Here is an 18,388-nt window from a genome sequence, read left to right as displayed (position 1 = left end):
CGGATGAACAATCCACTCTTTTATTAAATTTCAGTATTCGGTTCATAATAGTTAAATATCAATTATTATACCAATTCCATTAATGGGCCCCTGCAAAGCCAGACATAACCGCATTAATGTCTACCCCTAAGCCTTTTGCGACTCGACTACCAAACTCATCGTCCATTCGAAACCAATGACAAAGTTGGCGATTAATAATTACATCCCTTTTTGGGCCAGTGATACCACTCATCGCACCTATAGTATTGTTGATGGTATTGTCTTGCTCACTTTTACTCATTACATCTCTGAACAAACTTCTTGGCTGGGAGTAGTGGTCATTGTCCCCAACTTTACTGTTTCGGTCATACCAGTCTGCAATCGTATCTTCTAGTTGCTCTGAGGGTTCCTGATAAGTCTTGTCAATTTCAATCTCATCGTAACTGTTAGGCCAGTAATTGGGTTTCTTTCCGCCGTTACCGTCCACCCTCATACTGCCATCTCTTTCGTAATTGTTTACAGCAAAAGGACAACGGTTTACTGGAATTTGTTCATAATTTGCCCCGATTCTATACCTATGTGCATCCGGGTAGGAAAGCAACCTGCCCTGAAGCATTTTGTCTGGACTATATCCGAGACCATCCACTAAGTGAGCAGGAGCAAAAGCAGATTGTTCCACATCTTGAAAATAATTATCAGGGTTTCTATTCAATTCCAAAACACCTACATCAATTAAAGGGAATTGGGAATGGGGCCATATTTTGGTAATGTCAAAAGGGTTAAAATCTACCTTTCTGGTTTGATCAATGGTCATTACCTGAATTTTAACATTCCATTTAGGGAAATCACCCTTGTCTATGGATTCCAATAGGTCTCTTTGAGCATAATCAAGGTCTTTTGATTTCATCTGAGCTGCCTCCTGGTCAGTAAAGTTTTTAATCCCCTGAGCGGTTTTGAAATGGTATTTCACAAATACTTTTTCATTTCTTGCGTTGATCATTGAAAAAGTATGTGAACCGTAACCATTCATGTGTCGATAGCCAACAGGTGTTCCTCTGTCACTCATTAAAATTAAAACTTGGTGTAAAGATTCTGGCGTCAAAGACCAATAGTCCCACATCATTGTCGGTGACTTGCAATTGGTGTAAGGATCCCTTTTTTGAGTGTGTATAAAGTCTGAAAACTTTTTAGGGTCTTTAATAAAAAATACCGGCGTATTGTTCCCTACTAAATCCCAATTACCATCTTCTGTATAAAATTTGATCGCAAATCCTCTGGGATCTCTTTCTGTATCAGCTGATCCTTTTTCACCACCAACAGTAGAGAATCGCAAAAATACTTTTGTCTTTTTACCTATTTTATTAAAAACCTTGGCTTTTGTATATTGGCTAATATCATCGGTAACTGTAAAAGTGCCAAATGCTCCTGATCCCTTAGCATGAACAATTCTTTCAGGTATTCTCTCCCTATTGAAATGAGCCATTTTCTCATGAAGAATATAGTCTTCTAGAAGAATGGGGCCCCTGGGACCAACCGTCTTAGAATTTTCATTTTCGACATATATCCTACCAGATGCTGTCGTTAACTTATTATGGTTTTTCTCTTCTGACATGATGCTACTTATTAATTTAGGTTTGCGCTATTGCTTCGATAAAATAAAGGTAAGTGGAAAAAAGATATAGTAAAAATTGATTATTTCTATAAACTGATAGTTATAATCTATAACACATGATACAAGCTATCCTTTTACCCTATCCATTCAAATAACTACAAAAAAACAATTGACCTTTGAAGTTTATCTATTGATTACACAATTTTACCTGAATAATGTCAGAATAATAAAGTGAACTACTGTCAATATGTCGGTATTTTGTTAAATTTGCGATCTGAAATATAGTCAGCCAATGGAAAATATTATTAAGGATATCGATATCATCAGCGGTGAAGAGGATACGAATAGTGACTTTAGGGTAACTGTGGAAGAAAATACAGGTAAAGCGAAGCGGTTATACATCGAAAGCTATGGTTGTCAAATGAATTTTTCTGACAGTGAGATAGTCGCTTCTATCATGAAGGAAACTGGATTCGACACTACCTCTGATTACAATAATGCGGATGTAATTTTACTCAACACTTGTTCTATTAGAGACAAAGCAGAGCGGACAGTACGCAAAAGATTAAGTCAGTTCAATCAAGTCAAGAAAGCCAACCCCGAATTAAAGATTGGTGTTTTGGGTTGTATGGCAGAACGTTTAAAAGAAAAGCTTTTAGAAGAAGAAAAATTGGTGGATTTAGTTGTTGGTCCTGATGCCTACCGAGATTTACCTGGTCTTGTAAGTTTGGCTGAGGATGGGCAAAAAGGAATAAATACCTTTTTGTCAAGGGAGGAGACTTATGCTGACATTTCTCCGGTAAGACTAAACTCAAACGGAGTAAGTGCACTCATATCCATCATGCGGGGCTGTGACAATATGTGTTCCTTTTGTGTAGTTCCTTTTACAAGAGGCAGAGAGCGAAGTCGTGATCCACATTCTATCACCAAAGAGGCCAAAGCGTTATTTGATCAAGGCTATAGAGAGGTTACCCTTTTAGGCCAAAATGTTGACAGTTATAAATGGTCTTCTGAGGAGAACAACAAAGCACGTCTAAATAAAAAAGAGAACGAAGTATCGCAAATTGTCTATTTTTCTGATTTACTCGAGATGGTAGCTAAGGTAAATCCAAAACTTAGGGTAAGGTTTTCTACTTCTCATCCCAAGGATATTACCGACAAGGTATTGGAAACGATGAAGCAATACGAGAACATTTGTAATTACATTCACTTACCGGTTCAAAGTGGGAATAGTCGGGTATTGGAGATGATGAACAGGACCTATGACCGGGAATGGTATTTGGACCGCATCAAAAAAATTCGCGAAATATTAGGCGAGAATTGTGGGATTTCTTCGGACATGATTGCAGGATTTTGTTCGGAAACGGAAGAAGAGCATCAAGACACCTTGAGTATAATGGACATTGTTAAGTTTGATTTTTCCTATATGTTTTATTATTCCGAGCGTCCAGGAACTTTGGCAGAAAAGAAATACGAAGATGATATTCCGTTGGCTGTCAAAAAACGTAGACTCCAAGAGATCATTGACAAGCAAGGTGCCCTTTCCCTTATAAGACATCAAAGAGAAGTTGGGCAGGTACAAGAAGTTTTGGTAGAAGGCTTGTCCAAAAGGTCCAACGATCAATTAAAGGCCAAGAATTCTGCCAATAAGGTGGTGATTATACCAAAAAGCAATTTAAATATTGGGGATTATGTCACGGTTAGGATTACAGATTGTACATCTGCTACCCTATTCGGAGAAATTGTCAATCAATAAATATTAAAACATGATCTCTATAAGTGCATCGGAAATATTGAGCGTTAAGCAAAGGTTTGGAATAATTGGAAACAGTCCGTTGCTCAATCACGCCATTCAAGTAGCCATGCAAGTTTCACCTACAGAAATGACTGTATTGGTTACTGGTGAAAGTGGAAGTGGTAAAGAATCTTTTTCCAAAATCATCCATGCACTTAGCCGTCGTAAACACGGGAAATTCATAGCCATAAACTGTGGCGCCATACCAGAAGGAACGATTGATTCGGAGTTATTTGGTCATGAAAAAGGTTCGTTTACCGGTGCTCACGAGGCAAGAAAGGGGTACTTTGAAGGAACAGATGGCGGTTCTATTTTCTTAGATGAAATAGGTGAAATGCCTTTGGGAACCCAGGCGAGACTATTACGTGTATTGGAAAATGGTGAATTTATCAAAGTAGGCTCCTCGAAAGTTTTGAAGACGGATGTTAGGGTAATCGCTGCTACCAATGTAAATCTTTTGAAAGCTGTAGAAAAAGGCAAATTCAGAGAGGATTTGTATTATAGGTTAAACACGGTTCCCATTTTTGTCCCTCCCCTGAGACAAAGAGGGGATGATATAGCTTTGCTGTTTAGGAAATTTACGACTGATTTCTCTGAAAAGTACCAGGTTAAGCCCATTACTCTTTCAGATGAGGCGAGAAAACTTATTCTCAAATTTCCTTTTCCTGGAAATATCAGGCAATTAAAAAATTTAGCAGAGCAAATCTCGTTATTGGAGCAGGAAAGAGAGGTCGATGTGGAAACTTTACTCAGATATCTTCCTGAAGAAAAAAGCAGTTTACCTGCTTCAATCAAAGGAAGCAATGACAAGCAGGATGCTTTTTCGGATTTTTCTGAGCGTGAAATTTTGTATAAAGTTCTTTTTGATATGAAAAAGGACATGACCGATTTGAAAAAACTCATATTAGAGTCTTATCATTCAGGCGGCTTGGATCAAAATATCATGGAAAAGCACCAAAATCTTTTTGAAGATATGGAGTCCTCTTCTCATTATGAGGAGCGCCCTAATCCATCTAAGAACCTACCATTGGTATTGGAATCCCTAGGTGCAAAGAAAGAACAGAAGGAAGAAAAGGATAGTACAAGAAAAAACTACGAGGATGATATCATTGAAGACATCATCCATGAAGAAGACGACAATTCACTTTCTTTGGAAAAAAAGGAAAAAGAACTGATTACCAAAGCATTAAAAAAACACCATAATAAGAGAAAGTATGCTGCGATGGATTTGGGGATCTCTGAAAGAACGCTTTATAGGAAGATCAAGCAATATGATATTCAATAGAACCCTAATAATGGTACTAGGCATAATTTGCTTGGTTTCAGCTTGCAAAATTGAATACAGTTTTACAGGCACCACCCTCGATTATAATGTTACCAATACTTTCTCGGTAGACAATTTTTTCAACGATTCGGGAGGAGGTCCAGCCAATATGGGACAGGTTTTCACAGAAGAACTGAAAGATTACTTTCAACGAAATACCCAGTTGGAATTGATTCAGAACAATGGGGACATCCAATTTTTAGGAGCCATCACCAGGTATACAATTAGTCCTCAAGCAACCGTGTCCAGCACTAACAGCAATCAACCAGACAGGGCAGGTCAAATGCGCATCACAATAGCGGTAGAATTAGAGTTCATCAATTTATCGAATGAAGAAGAAAATGCAAAAAAATCATTTTCATTCTTTAAAGATTACGACCCAAGAGCCACCACTTTATTACAAGTGGAAACTGAATTGGTAGAGGAGATTTTTGAAAGCATCATTCAGGATATTTTCACATCTACTGTCGCCAATTGGTAAAAATTGTTATATTTAAAGAACCTATTTAAATATTGATACTGTGAACGCTCAAGCATTTTTAGAACTTATAAATAAAGCCGACAATCTTGACAATGCTGATTTAAAGAAAGCATTAAAGCTTCAAGAGAAGTTTCCTTACTTTTTGGCACCAAAAGTACTTGCCGCCAAGTATGAATGGGATAAAGCCTCAGGTGAATCTCAAACTTTGCTTCATTGGGCTGCTGTGGTGAGCCCCGAAAGGAAAAGGTTAAAAAGCTTACTTACTGGCACATCTCCCATCGTTCCAGCATCAATAGCAGAAGAAGAAATCACTAAAGCACCTATTACTGAAATCACAGCGGTCGAACCAATTGTTCAGCCAGCGCAGGAAAATAATGATGACTCAACGGGCAATACTCCCCTACCAATAGGGGAACCAAATCCTAATGAGGGAAAAACTTCAGAAAATATTTCCAGGCCTAAAAGAGATGAAATACTGAGGCGTTTGGAAGAAAATTTAAAAAAAATAAATAAAGTAGCCCCTACCAACCGCGAGGGTACTGAAGATTTAAAAAAAAAGGACCTACCCGAAAATATAAATAAAGAAGAAGAAGGTACTGTAAGCAGTATGGCAATTACGTCACCCGAAAAAATAATCTCTAAAAAACTCAATAAAGACCAACAAGAATTATTAGATAAATTTAAAGAGAAGCCTATACGTTTAAAAAGGGAAAAAATGGATGAGATCGTGGAATTACCAGATTTATCCGAAAAAAGCACCCTATTAAATAGCAGCATGGTATCGGAATCATACGCCAAATTACTTGTCAAGCAGAACAAAAATAAAGAGGCGATTGAAATATATCAAAAATTAATATTGAACTTTCCAAAGAAAAAGGCTTTCTTTGCAGATCAAATTGAGAAATTAAAAGATTAAAATAAATAACAAGCATGTTTGTAGTAATCATCAGTATCATTATCGTTTTAGCCATATTGTTAATTTTGGTCATTTTAGGCCAAAACTCTAAAGGTGGTGCAGGAGCAGCATTTGGTGGCAGTGCTTCACAAATCATGGGAGTCACCAAAACTGGTAATATCTTAGAAAAAGCTACTTGGTTTCTAGCCATTGCAATTTTCGTGTTGTGCCTAGGTTCTTCAGCTTTTCATGAAAGTAATTCTTCGGGGTTTACCTCTCCGAATGTAGAAAATGCACAAAAACAAATCCTCACTCCTTCTTTTGATGACCAATCAATTCTACCTTCTGAAGGAAATGAGGAAGAGACTCCACTGGAAACAGCTCCAGATACAGAAGAATAACAAAAAATGCAAGCATGATAAAAAAGGCCTGTTGAAATCAACAGGCCTTTTTTATTTAATATTTTAATATTATTTAAGTTATCAAAAATTGAAGAAGAGCTGGAATATGATTAAATTGACGTTTTAAAATCCTAAATAAAACAACCAAAGTTAATATCTATGTTTGAAAATCATTTAAGTATGGAAGATTTAGGTGCGGACAAATGGCCAAATGTCATTTTATGGGCCGCTCCTGTGATGTTTTTACTGGTATTTATTGAATGGGGAATCAGCTTATACCAAAAAAAAGATACTTACGATAAAAAAGATTTCCTCGCTGCATCTACAATTGGACTTGTGAATGTAGGAATTAGCGCCTTAATCAAAGCCTTTACATTTGGAATAGCCCTGTTTTGCTGGAATATTGTTCCTTGGAAAGTGCCTCCAACCTGGTGGTCATTCATATTTTGTTTCTTCGCTATAGACCTGGCAAGATATTGGGCACATAGGGTTACGCATGAGCAACGTTTCTGGTGGGCAACTCACATTACTCACCACAACTCAGCGAAGTACAATTTCTCTGTTTCCTTTCGCTTAGGTTGGACACAGCACATAAAGATTATCTTCTTTGTACCCGTGATGTTGATGGGTTTTAATCCTTTCGTCTTCTTCATTTGTCACCAGGTAGCTGTATTGTATCAGTTCTGGATTCACACTGAATACATCCAAAAGCTTCCTAAGCCTATTGAATATTTCTTTGTGACACCATCTCATCATAGAGTACACCATGGAAGTGATGCCCATTATTTGGACAAAAACTACGGCTCTACTTTTATCATTTGGGACAGAATTTTCGGAACATTTAAAGCAGAGGAAGGAAGACCAACGTATGGCATCACCAAGCCAGTTACTTCTTATAACCCCGTTTATTTGGTTTTCCATGAATGGGCGGATATCGTGAGCGACGTCAAAAAAGCAAAAGATGGTAAAGAAGTATATCAGATCCTATTTGGTAAACCAGGTGATGAGGTTATTAAAAACCGAGAAATCAGAGAACTATCAGAAAAGAAAACTGCGGAACTTAAAAGCGAAGTACCTACCAGTCCAACGCCTATATTGGTTTCCAACGAGAATTCATTATTGAAAAAAGAGGACTGAAAATAAACTCAAGTGTTAAATAAAAAAGGGAAGATTTAAATCTTCCCTTTTTTATTTAACAACAATGTGTCTTAGCAATAATCGCTTGCTTATAGGTAAAAGGCTCTCTTGCAGCGGGACATCGTGTTTTGAATTAATCTGCCATGTGGATGGATTTGGTAGATCCTTAAATTTTTTAATCAAATCAAGTTTAATCCGGTGACAGGTAGTCGTAAGACTTTTTCTAAAAGCGGCAATATATTTGAGAACAATGCCTCTATATTTATCCAGGTTATTTTGAAATAAATCAACTTTGTAACGGTAAACCAGAATGTCTTTTGAAGACCCATTGGAAACCAAGGCATAGCCTTCCTTCTGATAAATTGCAGAAAGCCCTACAGGCTCTATTTCCATTTGATCTTCTATGAAATCATAAATACTTTTCCCCTCATCTATTTGTTTTTTAATCTGCGGCAAGGCATAGGCTATGATTTCCCCTAATTGTTTCATTACTTCATCCTCTTGGGTTTTGTCCTTATAATTAATGGCTGCTTTTTTAAAATTTATACTGTCAATTTCCCTAGGAAAAGCCGCCTTCAATTGATGGCTATTTTTGTTTAGTTCTTCAAGCTTCTGATGGTGTTTGATCAGTTCTGCTAAAGGGGGATAAAGTTTAACTGATTTAAACTCTTTTTCTACTTCTTTCAAATAGGCCAAAAGGAGGTACTTTTTATATTCAAAATCGACCCAACCTTCAGCAATCCAATTATCCGATAAATTTCTCATAAAACATCCTATTAAATTACAGTTATAAAGTACGTAAATGTGACATAATTACCAATTCCTCACCGCAAAATTGACAGGTCTACTGTATTTTTTCCTAGATTAATCTGTCAGTATTGATAAGTAATTAAGACTTTATGTCAGTAAAAATGTCAATAATACGATTGGCATAGAAAGTGTAAATAAGCTTATGTATTACAGAAATTAAACTTAAAAAATAACTAAATCACATGTCTAAAGTTAACATCCAACCTCTAGCAGACAGGGTTTTGGTAGAGCCCGCTGCCGCAGAAGAAAAAACGGCCTCAGGTCTTTATATCCCTGATACTGCCAAAGAAAAACCACAAAAAGGTACCGTAATCGCAATCGGTAATGGCAAAAAAGATGAGCCATTAACTGTAAAAGTTGGCGATACTGTTTTGTATGGTAAGTATGCTGGCACTGAGCTATCTGTAGAAGGTGCTGATTATTTGATCATGAGAGAAGCGGATATTTTCGCTATCCTTTAATTAAAGGTCCTATAATCAAGTTTAATCAATTAAAACTCAAAAAAGTTTAAAAAATGGCTAAGGAATTATTTTTCAATACCGACGCAAGGGATCGCCTGAAAAAAGGAGTCGATGCTCTTGCTGATGCAGTAAAGGTAACATTAGGTCCAAAAGGAAGAAATGTAATTTTGGATAAAAAATTTGGGGCACCTTCTATTACTAAAGATGGTGTAACTGTAGCTAAAGAAATAGAATTAGAAGACCCTATCGAAAACATGGGTGCTCAGTTGGTAAAAGAAGTAGCTTCCAAAACTGCTGATGATGCAGGTGATGGTACTACTACGGCTACAGTATTGACTCAGGCAATTTTTTCTGTAGGCATTAAAAATGTGGCTGCTGGAGCAAATCCAATGGATCTTAAAAGAGGTATCGACAAAGCTGTAGAAGCAATCGTTGGTCAATTAAGAGCTTCATCTAAAGAAATTTCTACGTCTAAAGAAATTGCACAAGTAGCTACAATTTCTGCTAACAACGACGAGGAAATCGGCAAAATGATTGCTGATGCCATGAAAAAAGTAGGCAAAGATGGGGTTATCACTGTAGAAGAAGCTAAAGGTACTGAAACAGAAGTTAGAACTGTTGAAGGTATGCAGTTTGACAGAGGTTACCTTTCTCCATATTTCACTACCAATACGGAGAAAATGGAAGCTGAATTGGAAAACCCTTACATTCTTATCTACGATAAGAAAATTTCAGCAATGAAAGAATTGCTTCCAATATTAGAGCCTGTTGCTCAATCTGGAAGACCATTGCTAATCATCGCCGAAGATGTTGACGGAGAAGCACTTGCTACTTTAGTAGTAAATAAAATCAGAGGTGCACTGAAAGTTGCCGCTGTAAAAGCTCCAGGATTCGGAGACAGAAGAAAAGCCATGTTGGAAGATATCGCTACCCTTACGGGAGGTACTGTGATATCTGAAGAAAGAGGTTATAAACTAGAGAATGTAACTGTAGATTACTTAGGTACTGCAGAGAAAATCAATATCGATAAAGACAACACTACCATCGTTAATGGTGCTGGTGAAAAAGCCACAATCGAAGCTAGAATCAATGAGATCAAATCTCAAATTGAAAAAACTACTTCTGATTATGATCGTGAGAAACTTCAAGAAAGATTAGCCAAGCTATCTGGCGGTGTTGCTATCCTTTACATAGGAGCAGCTACCGAAGTGGAGATGAAAGAGAAAAAAGACAGAGTTGATGATGCACTTCATGCAACCAGAGCCGCTGTACAAGAAGGTGTAGTAGTAGGTGGTGGTGTAGCACTTATCAGGGCTGCTTTAGCACTTGAAAAATTGAAAGGCCTAAATGAAGATGAAGATACTGGTATCAACATCATCAAACAGGCTATCGAAGCACCTTTGAGAACAATCGTTTCCAATTCAGGTGGAGAAGCATCAGTAGTAATTAATAGAATCAGAGACTCCAAAGCAGATTTTGGTTACAATGCGAGATCTGACAAGTATGAAGACTTGTTCAAAGCTGGTGTAATTGATCCTACTAAAGTAACGCGTCTAGCATTGGAAAATGCTGCATCTATAGCTGCGTTATTGCTAACTACAGAGTGTGTAGTAGCTGACATTAAAGAAGAATCCCCTGCAGGCCCACCAATGGGTGGCGGAGGAATGGGTGGAATGATGTAATTCATTTCATATAAAACGCTGAAAAGGGGAACCGTAATGGTTTCCCTTTTTTTGTTTTTTACCAATCTTAAAACAAATCCTACTTGCTTAGTTTAAACTTTAATGAAATCAAACCTGCGAAAATTTAAAACTTTATTTTAATAGTGGAATTATAGTGTTAAATTTCAGGCGTAAGAGAACGAGAGAGAGAAAAGTTATTATTTAATAGTCAATGTATCCATTCGATTTAATTGTTTTAATTGATGATGACCCAATAAACAATCTGATCAATAAACGGTTAATCAACAAATTAAATTTATCGCCTAAGACCATCGAATTTTTAGAGGCTGAGGTTGCGTTACAATACCTTAAAGATCCAGATTTGGAAAAAAGGATATTGATCCTTGTCGATATTAATATGCCTGTAATGAATGGTTGGGATTTTTTAAGCCAGTATTTGGAACTTGAAAATGACAGGAAGGATCGTATCATTATGCTATCCAGTTCAATAGACTTTCAAGACCGACAAAAATCAAAAGAATTTCCTTTTGTAAGTGGTTTTATCGAAAAACCGCTCACACATGAAAAATTAGAATCTCTATTATAAGTCCTTGTATTTTGGCATCCAACATAGAATTCTCTTATTTCTTGGCTTTTAAAAGTCTTATTTGCTAGGAAACGCGAAACTTTAAGCCTGCCAGTTCATATTTAAGTAATCCCTATTGACTGGGTTATAGTGGTAAATAAGTCTTTGCATGATCGATAGCTTCGGTGGAGTTTTTGACCCAAGCTATTTTATTTTCTGGAAGCAAATCGTTTAATTCCTTTTCTCTGGACAGGTCTATTGCCCCTACCTGTCTAATGTAAACGGCTTCCACTCTGTGTTTAAATTTACCAATGATTTCTGCATAAATCTCAGGATCATGTTGGCCACTGTCACCTATAAGTACGAAATTTAATTCAGGGTAAAAGTTCATTAGAAAAGTGATTTTTTGCACTTTATGCTCATGGCTTCCACCTCCAGATTTCCAAATATTTCTTAAATTCATGTGTCGATCCTTCAGCAAAATTGGTCCCAAAGGGATGTTCCGGTAATTCATAAAATCTTGGATCAGGTCAAAAAGATTCCAATCACTACTGGAAACATAAAACACAGGAAAATCACCATCAGCCGAAAGCAGGCTATATAAATCACTAACCCCTGGAAAAGGCCGTCGGGTGTAGGCATTCTTGGAGACAGAAAGCCAAAATTTTTCTTGGATGTTGGTCGCTTTTGAAACAATAATTGTATCGTCGATATCTGAAATTATCGCTCGGGGATATTTATTTTCAAATCTCAATATATCTTTGGTAAGCGAGGCCACTTCCGGTTTCAGACCTTCTTCAGCTAGCAAAGACAATTGAACCGCTTTTATGGATTTAGATACTTCTCCATTAAGTTCATATAAACCTTCGAAAACGCCCTCTTCATCCGTAATTAATGTTTTTTTCTGACTCCCTATCGTTAGTTCAACCTTTGCATCTGGTACACTACTGCCAGCATACCTTCTCAGGGTAGCAAGTATATTATGCAAGGTGGTGTTTCTATCTGAAGGCCTGCTTTGTTTATATGCTTCAACCACCCTGCCTTTGACAAAGAGATGTGAACTATTTCCTAAAACAACAAACACCTCTACGCGCAATAAGTCGAGCTTACCTAACTTCCTTTTGATTAAAGAAAAAAAATAACGAATAGGCCATGTGAGCCACCTGAAAAGATAAATGTATTTCATATTTATAAGTCTTCAAATCCCAAGCCAGCTGCTGTTCTGATCTTTGAATAAGCAATAATTAGATCCACATATAAGCCATTATTGATTATATTGGCATCAAACAAGCCTGTTTCCCTGGCATTAATTAAAAACAAAGAGCTTTCGCCTAAATCAAACTTGATTCTTTCACCTTTCAATAAGCTTTCTAAGCCTTGAATATTTTGAGAGAAAATGGCTAACTGCCGACTTAAGACCTCATATTCGTTAAAGACTTTCCTCAGTTTGGCGGTAAGCTGCTCATATTTTAAATCACGCTTGTAGTTTACATCCACAATTTTTGTTCGGGTAATACCCAAGTCTCCTCTTTCTTTTCTCAAAAATAACGGCGTTGCGACCTGAATTCCAAATTTATAATTATTCTCCAGGAAGCCAAATTGCTCTAATCCCCCAAATGTTTCTGTCAAGAAGTTATACTTAAGTTTAATTTTAGGTTTCAATTGTTCCGCTTTGTACCTTCTTTCAATATCTAGATAGTCAAGATCATAATCAATTAGGCGCAATTCAGGATGATCAAGCAAGGATTTATAAAAATCTTCCTTGATTAATTCCTGAGAAGCTGACTTAATAAGCGGTTGAGGAAAAGTTAATGGCTCCAGCTCTATAGGCTTCTCCTCTTCATCCCAAAGAAATACATTCAATTCCTGGGTATTGGAAAAGTAGACATAACCTGCCTTTTGTAATTTTATACTCCTATTTAACACTTGCGTATAAGCTTCCAAAGTATCAATGGCAGGTAGGTCACCTTGGTCAAAGCGACCTTTTACTCCTTCAAATCTTATATTGGCAAGTCTTAGTACCTCTTCATGCACTTGTAAATCAGCATATGAACCTGCCCATTCCCAATACGCAACAGTGGCATCATAATACAACAAATTTAGTCGCTGTCTTCTCTCTTCAACAGATGCCAAATTATAAATTTCAGCTTGTCGGAGTGCTGCTCTTCTCTTATCGATTAATAACCCATTTCCAATATTGACTGCTGCCCCTACTGCATAAACCCCATTATTTGGCACATTTTGTTCTGGATTGAGATAGGTGCCTCTGTTTTGTTCCACAATCCCCTGTAACTCAACTCCACCTACCGTAGGAATTAATATTCCTCCTTCCCGCTTATTGTAATACTCTTTTTCATCGTAATGTTTTTCGTCGATGCCACCATATAAATAAGGGTCAAAACCTCCTCTAGCCTTTCTCATCTCTTGCTTTCCAAAAGCTAAATACAAGTCCGCTTGTTTAACAACTGGATGGTACTGCTGCACCCACGACATAAATTGGTCAAAAGAAAGGTTTTTTTCTTGGGCGCTAAGGGGTGTGCATATTAATACAAGGATTAGTCCAAGAAAACCAATATAGTATTTCATTTTGCTTGACTTTTTATTTCCTTAGATTCTTGAAGCGTGTAATAATCTGGCGGGAAACCATTCATTTGCCGCCATATCTCATACCAAACCGGAACATCATTTAGCAATGCAATTCCGTCAGCTCCTGCACCAATTCTCAATGCTTCTGGCCATGGTTCTTCATCAGGGTCAGGGACTACCAACACCCGGTATTTATTATTTGCGCTGGTAAAATTATCAATGGCAAATACCTTTCCGCCAAAGGTACCATTTGACAATTCAGGCCATCCTGAAAACACTATAGCTGGCCAGCCATCAAAGATAAACCTGATTTTGCTTTCTAGTTTGACCAATGGAAGGTCTATTGGATCCACATAAATTTCTACCGCCAAGGAATAATTCTGAGGCATGATGCTAATTATTTCCGCTCCTTCTTTTATGGTTTCACCTATCCCTACCTGAATAGCCCTGGTGATATAACCCGACTGAGGGGCCAACACATAATACATTCCGGATCTTACAGTATAGTTCGTTAATTCATTTTTCATTTTATTTACTCCAGCCTCAGCATCATATTGACCTGAAAGTGCCGAAAATCTTTCAGAACTTACTTTGGCCAATTTGTCTCTAAAATCATTGTCAATGGCATTTAACTCTATGGTGGCCGAGATGGATTCATTTCTGCTGCCAAGCAATTTATTTTCCGCACTCAATGCCTTTGCCTGAGACTCTTGAAGTTTTATTTTTCTTGTTTCCAGATCAGTTAGTGATTTTAATCCCTCCTTGTATAATTTCTCCATCCTGAGAAACTGCTTTTCCGCCACCATAAAACTAACCTTTTCAGCTTCTAACATAATGCTGTCGGAAAGCACTTTCAAATTTGCTTGCTTCAGTTTATTTTGTGCCTGTTCCTTTCTCAAGGTATTGTTTTCTTTCAATGCATTCAACTGCTGTTCCTGTGCTTTGATCTTTGCCTCATACGATTTTACTGACAATTCCTTTGCATCAACTTGTAATTGCGTCCTACTAAGCAAATCTGGGTCCATGTATTGTTCTTTGACCTCAGAAAGGAATAGGATGGTGTCTCCCTTGGTTACGAAATCACCCTCCTGAACAAACCACTGCTCAATCCTTCCAGGGATAACCGAATGTATGGTTTGGGGTCTATGTTCGGGTTTTAAAGCCGTCATGGTTCCTTTTGACCTGAAATTTTGAGTCCATGGTAAAAACAGGAAGACAAACCCAGTCATTAATAAATACAGTAAAATTCTAATCCTCCTACGGCTTTGATTACTTGAGCGTGTCAAGTGATAGCTTTCGAAAGAATCGATATCAATTAAATTTTTGATCGAATTTCTAGAAATATTTAACATTGGATTAACGTTTATTCTGGTTTCTGTAACTTTCGTAGTTTGAAAAATCACCCTCAAAAGCAACCTCTCCTGATTTCATCACCACAATTTTGTCTGCTCTTCTCAAAAGAGACTCCTGAGTTGATACCATTACCATTGTCCATGGACCTGAAAAAATAAAATCAAATACTTTGTCTGATTCTTCTTGGTTTAGGTAATTAAGTTCCTCTTCAAGCAAAAGTAATTTTGGGGAAAAACATAAGCTTCTCGCCAAAATGATTTTACTTATATAAGAATTATTAAGGCCTTTTCCTTCTGGCAAAAGAGTTGTTTCAAGATCATCCTTAAGTCTGTAAACATAATCGTTTAAACCAACAACTTCCAAAACATTTCTTAATATGGCTTCGGAAACCTCCTCATTCCCTACAGTTATATTCTCCCTGATGGTCCCATGAAAAATAGATTGTCTAGACAAACTATCCCCTATCAAAGACCTTAATTTCTCCAAAGACAAAGTATCCATAGGCAATTTATTTACTATCACCTTTCCCTCATATTCCTCTTTCAACCCTGCCATCAATTGTAATAATGTGCTTTTACCAGCCCCACTCTCACCAGTGACGATGACTTTCTCACCTTCCTGTATTTCAAGGTTGAAATTATTGAGTATAGATTTATCATTGTCTTCAGAGAAAATAGATACATTTTTAAAGGTGTAGGACAATCCTGAATTTTCTTCTTTTAAAGCATTCACCTTTCCAGTGGACCTCTCCAAATCCATATCCATTATAAGCCCAAGTTTTTCAGTGGCTGTAAGGGTATCGTATACCGTCTCAAGGCTTAGGATGATTTTCTCTACTGAGTTGATGATTAAAACAATAATGATTTCCGCCGCTACAAACTGACCAATACTGATCTCATTGTTCATCAATAATAAACTTCCTGCTACTAATAATATAACCACTATAAGTGCTTTAAAAACTATTAGGACCTTGTATTGAAATATTAATACCGAAAAATGAGCATTTCGAAAGGATACATACTTTTTCACCAATTCATCCACACGCTTAAAAGGTAAAGGAGAAAAACCTGAAAGCTTGAAAGTCTCTAATGTCCTCGCAATCTCTTCCAACCAAAACGCGATTTCATATTTTGCAGAGGATTCCTTTAAACTGGTTTTCATCCCTTTTGGACTTGTATACTTAAAGATGAGGTAGATGGTAAGTACCAATATAAAGGAGAAAATGATAAAAAACGGATGGTAAATCGCCAGCAAAATCAAACCGAAAAAAACTTGAAGAGATGCAGTACTGAAATCAATCAGTAATTTAGACAACCCTTTTTGCAAGTTAATTGTATCAAAAAATCTATTGACCAGCTCAGGCGCATATTTACCGCGCAAGGACTCCATTTTCAACCTAGGAAGACGATAAGCAAATTCAATGGCCGAATTACTAAATACACGCTGTTGCAACTTCTCAGATAAATAGAGCTGGCTAATTTGTAAAAAACCACCAAAAATAACCCCGAGTGCTACAATAATCACCAAAATCACCCAGGAGGTGGTAAGCCTACCTCCCAAAATAAAATTAAGAATTGCCTGTATTCCCAGAGGCAAGGAAAGCGATACAAGTCCATTCAGAACGGCGTAAAAGTAAATCGCATAAATTTCTTTCTTCTCACTCTTTAAAAGACCGAAGAACCTTTTTAAAGGTGTATTTATTAAATTTTCATTCATTTATAAGCGAATTAAAAACCAAATTGTAATAAAAGTCCACTTTATCTTGACCAATGAAATCATCTTCAATTAAATCTGGTACATGCTTAGAACAGAATGAGTTAAGAAGCGTTGACCAGATGAGCGTGGATACAAAGGCCTTTGGAAAAGGATGATTGGGATTGTATTCCAGGAATATGTTAACCACTCGCTCACTAAAATTATAGAATTGATCAAAAAAACCATTGCTATTTTCGCTATCAACCTCTTTGGTCATAAATGCTTTGGATGATTCCTCAGTGACAACTCTTCTAAGCAAACTTATGTTTAGATATAAGTTTTTATGAAACGAAGGTCCTACTACCAATAGATTTACCGCCATTTTTATTTTGTCTTTGGGACTATCCATATTGGCAGTACCATAAACGAGATTATGCTCGAGCCATCCCCAATACCAATTTATATAATACAATAATATTTTGTGTTTGTTTTCGAAATACCGGTAGATGGCGGCTTCCGTACTTCCAACATGTGCAGAAAGTCTTTTGAAATTAAAAGCTTCCATTCCAAGCTCATCTATCAAGACAAGGCTTTCTTCAAGCACCTTTTTTCCTAAATCGGAACTTAAAGGATCCTTGATAAAAATACCTGGCTTGACAGGAATAATAGTGTTATTCAATATACGGTGCATGACAAAAGAAAAGTAAGTATAATGTTTATGTTATACGAACTAAATAACAGTAAGTTTTACTAACTGAAAAAAAATAAAAAATTTTCTTTAAGGTTTTTGAGGCTGGTTTCCCTTATTTTTGCTTAGGGTCGTAGGAAATTTTACCTAAACCATACAGGTATAAAACCTTGGAGTACCTCAGCATCACAGGCAGTAATACTATGTTAAAAAACACTACTGAGACAATATAAACCACCAGTTCTGGGTCATCGAAGACATAATTGAGGATGATCATTACATTAATAAACAATGCCACTGACAATGCATAGCTGATGTACATCGCTCCATAGTAGAAATCTGGTTCAGGGACAAGTTCGACACCGCAATTGGGACAGCATTGATTTACTTGGGTTAATTTTCTAAAACTAATAATGGAAACCGGGAAAATATTTCCCTTTCTACATTTAGGGCATTGAGCCTTGAGAATAGCACCTGCTAAACTGTTTTTTTCATTCATACCATTTTACTTTATTAACGGACTTCGTCCAAATCATAATCTTTACCTTTCCCCCACCGTAATAGCTCATCAATTTCATAATACTCCAAGGTATCCAAATCCTTCATTTTAAAGTTTTCCCTTCCGGTTCTTTCCATGGCTTCTAAAAACCTGATTTCCCCATAATTGACAAGCTTGTAAACACGGCCTACCCTTATATTGTCTATTGCTAATGGCATACGGAATTTATATTGATTAGGAATATTATTTTTGAACAGTAAATCAGAATTTGCCCTTAAAGAGTCCAAAGTTAATTTGTTTTATCTTCAAAATCCGCTTGGAGCTCAAAACCTTTGTCATTTCATTGAATTTAAAGTTACCTCCCACTGAATTCCCTGATGCTCTAAAATATTTAAATCTGTAATTGAGTTATTTTATATCAATAC

18 protein-coding genes are annotated in these 18,388 nt (G+C 36.9%); 9 read left to right on the top strand and 9 right to left on the bottom strand.

Going from position 1 to position 18,388, the window contains the following annotated elements; genetic code table 11:
- Positions 1-79 precede the first annotated feature (79 nt).
- Positions 80-1,591 carry a catalase gene (locus tag AAC073_RS03200; RefSeq protein ID WP_339922390.1) on the bottom strand — a complete coding sequence of 504 codons (1,512 nt, stop codon included), beginning with the start codon at positions 1,589-1,591 and terminating at the stop codon, positions 80-82.
- A 292-nt stretch (positions 1,592-1,883) separates the two neighbouring features.
- Here AAC073_RS03200 and miaB point away from each other — a divergent pair, with 292 nt between their 5' ends.
- The 6 genes from miaB to AAC073_RS03170 all read left to right on the top strand — a co-directional run bounded on the left by miaB (position 1,884) and on the right by AAC073_RS03170 (position 7,624).
- Complete coding sequence (miaB, locus tag AAC073_RS03195) at positions 1,884-3,347, top strand: tRNA (N6-isopentenyl adenosine(37)-C2)-methylthiotransferase MiaB (protein ID WP_339922389.1); 1,464 nt, start codon at positions 1,884-1,886, stop codon at positions 3,345-3,347.
- A 10-nt stretch (positions 3,348-3,357) separates the two neighbouring features.
- Positions 3,358-4,671, top strand: a complete 1,314-nt coding sequence (locus AAC073_RS03190; RefSeq protein WP_339922388.1) for a sigma-54 dependent transcriptional regulator — start codon at positions 3,358-3,360, stop codon at positions 4,669-4,671.
- Positions 4,658-5,191, top strand: a complete 534-nt coding sequence (locus AAC073_RS03185) for an LptE family protein (protein WP_339922387.1) — start codon at positions 4,658-4,660, stop codon at positions 5,189-5,191. The genes AAC073_RS03190 and AAC073_RS03185 overlap by 14 nt, the downstream gene beginning before the upstream one ends.
- Positions 5,192-5,231: 40 nt before the next feature.
- Entirely contained in the window at positions 5,232-6,107 is an 876-nt protein-coding gene (locus AAC073_RS03180) for a hypothetical protein (RefSeq protein ID WP_339922386.1), read from the top strand.
- 14 nt (positions 6,108-6,121) lie between these two features.
- Positions 6,122-6,487 carry a preprotein translocase subunit SecG gene (gene secG, locus AAC073_RS03175; protein WP_339922385.1) on the top strand — a complete coding sequence of 122 codons (366 nt, stop codon included), beginning with the start codon at positions 6,122-6,124 and terminating at the stop codon, positions 6,485-6,487.
- Positions 6,488-6,646: 159 nt separating this feature from the next.
- Positions 6,647-7,624 (top strand): sterol desaturase family protein, encoded by a 978-nt coding sequence (locus AAC073_RS03170; protein ID WP_339922384.1) that lies wholly within the window; start codon positions 6,647-6,649, stop codon positions 7,622-7,624.
- 51 nt (positions 7,625-7,675) lie between these two features.
- Here the strand turns inward: AAC073_RS03170 and AAC073_RS03165 are convergent, their stop codons facing one another.
- Positions 7,676-8,389 carry a hypothetical protein gene (locus AAC073_RS03165; protein WP_339922383.1) on the bottom strand — a complete coding sequence of 238 codons (714 nt, stop codon included), beginning with the start codon at positions 8,387-8,389 and terminating at the stop codon, positions 7,676-7,678.
- A gap of 227 nt (positions 8,390-8,616) precedes the next feature.
- Between AAC073_RS03165 and AAC073_RS03160 the strand changes: the two genes are divergently transcribed.
- The 3 genes from AAC073_RS03160 to AAC073_RS03150 all read left to right on the top strand — a co-directional run bounded on the left by AAC073_RS03160 (position 8,617) and on the right by AAC073_RS03150 (position 11,163).
- Complete coding sequence (locus AAC073_RS03160) at positions 8,617-8,895, top strand: co-chaperone GroES (RefSeq protein ID WP_020890459.1); 279 nt, start codon at positions 8,617-8,619, stop codon at positions 8,893-8,895.
- Between the two features lie 53 nt (positions 8,896-8,948).
- Entirely contained in the window at positions 8,949-10,577 is a 1,629-nt protein-coding gene (groL, locus tag AAC073_RS03155) for a chaperonin GroEL (RefSeq protein ID WP_339922382.1), read from the top strand.
- Between the two features lie 211 nt (positions 10,578-10,788).
- On the top strand, positions 10,789-11,163 hold the full coding sequence (locus AAC073_RS03150; RefSeq protein WP_339922381.1) for a response regulator: 375 nt from the start codon (positions 10,789-10,791) through the stop codon (positions 11,161-11,163).
- Between the two features lie 124 nt (positions 11,164-11,287).
- On the opposite strand, the gene AAC073_RS03145 is transcribed toward AAC073_RS03150, so the two are convergent.
- From AAC073_RS03145 to AAC073_RS03115, 7 genes are all read right to left on the bottom strand, one after another.
- A complete protein-coding gene (locus tag AAC073_RS03145) occupies positions 11,288-12,328 on the bottom strand; it encodes a phosphatase domain-containing protein (RefSeq protein WP_339922380.1) in 1,041 nt (346 codons plus the stop codon).
- Positions 12,329-12,330: 2 nt separating this feature from the next.
- Positions 12,331-13,728 (bottom strand): TolC family protein, encoded by a 1,398-nt coding sequence (locus AAC073_RS03140; RefSeq protein WP_339922379.1) that lies wholly within the window; start codon positions 13,726-13,728, stop codon positions 12,331-12,333.
- Complete coding sequence (locus tag AAC073_RS03135) at positions 13,725-15,080, bottom strand: biotin/lipoyl-binding protein (RefSeq protein WP_339922378.1); 1,356 nt, start codon at positions 15,078-15,080, stop codon at positions 13,725-13,727. Before AAC073_RS03135 ends, AAC073_RS03140 begins: the two co-directional genes overlap by 4 nt.
- Before the next feature lie 4 nt (positions 15,081-15,084).
- Positions 15,085-16,797: an ATP-binding cassette domain-containing protein gene (locus AAC073_RS03130; RefSeq protein WP_339922377.1), complete on the bottom strand. Its 1,713-nt coding sequence runs from the start codon at positions 16,795-16,797 to the stop codon at positions 15,085-15,087.
- Positions 16,790-17,467, bottom strand: a complete 678-nt coding sequence (locus AAC073_RS03125; protein ID WP_339922376.1) for a TetR/AcrR family transcriptional regulator — start codon at positions 17,465-17,467, stop codon at positions 16,790-16,792. Before AAC073_RS03125 ends, AAC073_RS03130 begins: the two co-directional genes overlap by 8 nt.
- A 112-nt stretch (positions 17,468-17,579) precedes the next feature.
- Positions 17,580-17,963 (bottom strand): DUF983 domain-containing protein, encoded by a 384-nt coding sequence (locus AAC073_RS03120; protein WP_339922375.1) that lies wholly within the window; start codon positions 17,961-17,963, stop codon positions 17,580-17,582.
- A gap of 14 nt (positions 17,964-17,977) precedes the next feature.
- Positions 17,978-18,181: a hypothetical protein gene (locus tag AAC073_RS03115; protein WP_339922374.1), complete on the bottom strand. Its 204-nt coding sequence runs from the start codon at positions 18,179-18,181 to the stop codon at positions 17,978-17,980.
- Positions 18,182-18,388 lie beyond the last annotated feature (207 nt).

Source organism: uncultured Cyclobacterium sp., assembly GCF_963977555.1.
Taxonomy (GTDB): domain Bacteria; phylum Bacteroidota; class Bacteroidia; order Cytophagales; family Cyclobacteriaceae; genus Cyclobacterium.
Note: the sequence above shows the minus strand (reverse complement) of the source record. Positions and strands in the feature narration are given on the sequence as shown.

What these genes read in the sequence shown, in the direction of transcription:
- miaB (WP_339922389.1), top strand. Translation starts at nt 1,884, where the DNA reads ATGGAAAATATTATTAAGGATATCGATATCATCAGCGGTGAAGAGGAT.
- AAC073_RS03185 (WP_339922387.1), top strand. Translation starts at nt 4,658, where the DNA reads ATGATATTCAATAGAACCCTAATAATGGTACTAGGCATAATTTGCTTG.
- AAC073_RS03115 (WP_339922374.1), bottom strand. Translation starts at nt 18,181, where the DNA reads ATGCCATTAGCAATAGACAATATAAGGGTAGGCCGTGTTTACAAGCTT.
- groL (WP_339922382.1), top strand. Translation starts at nt 8,949, where the DNA reads ATGGCTAAGGAATTATTTTTCAATACCGACGCAAGGGATCGCCTGAAA.
- AAC073_RS03120 (WP_339922375.1), bottom strand. Translation starts at nt 17,963, where the DNA reads ATGAATGAAAAAAACAGTTTAGCAGGTGCTATTCTCAAGGCTCAATGC.
- AAC073_RS03200 (WP_339922390.1), bottom strand. Translation starts at nt 1,591, where the DNA reads ATGTCAGAAGAGAAAAACCATAATAAGTTAACGACAGCATCTGGTAGG.
- AAC073_RS03140 (WP_339922379.1), bottom strand. Translation starts at nt 13,728, where the DNA reads ATGAAATACTATATTGGTTTTCTTGGACTAATCCTTGTATTAATATGC.
- secG (WP_339922385.1), top strand. Translation starts at nt 6,122, where the DNA reads ATGTTTGTAGTAATCATCAGTATCATTATCGTTTTAGCCATATTGTTA.
- AAC073_RS03125 (WP_339922376.1), bottom strand. Translation starts at nt 17,467, where the DNA reads ATGCACCGTATATTGAATAACACTATTATTCCTGTCAAGCCAGGTATT.
- AAC073_RS03135 (WP_339922378.1), bottom strand. Translation starts at nt 15,080, where the DNA reads ATGTTAAATATTTCTAGAAATTCGATCAAAAATTTAATTGATATCGAT.
- AAC073_RS03190 (WP_339922388.1), top strand. Translation starts at nt 3,358, where the DNA reads ATGATCTCTATAAGTGCATCGGAAATATTGAGCGTTAAGCAAAGGTTT.
- AAC073_RS03150 (WP_339922381.1), top strand. Translation starts at nt 10,789, where the DNA reads ATGTATCCATTCGATTTAATTGTTTTAATTGATGATGACCCAATAAAC.
- AAC073_RS03130 (WP_339922377.1), bottom strand. Translation starts at nt 16,797, where the DNA reads ATGAATGAAAATTTAATAAATACACCTTTAAAAAGGTTCTTCGGTCTT.
- AAC073_RS03160 (WP_020890459.1), top strand. Translation starts at nt 8,617, where the DNA reads ATGTCTAAAGTTAACATCCAACCTCTAGCAGACAGGGTTTTGGTAGAG.
- AAC073_RS03145 (WP_339922380.1), bottom strand. Translation starts at nt 12,328, where the DNA reads ATGAAATACATTTATCTTTTCAGGTGGCTCACATGGCCTATTCGTTAT.
- AAC073_RS03165 (WP_339922383.1), bottom strand. Translation starts at nt 8,389, where the DNA reads ATGAGAAATTTATCGGATAATTGGATTGCTGAAGGTTGGGTCGATTTT.
- AAC073_RS03170 (WP_339922384.1), top strand. Translation starts at nt 6,647, where the DNA reads ATGTTTGAAAATCATTTAAGTATGGAAGATTTAGGTGCGGACAAATGG.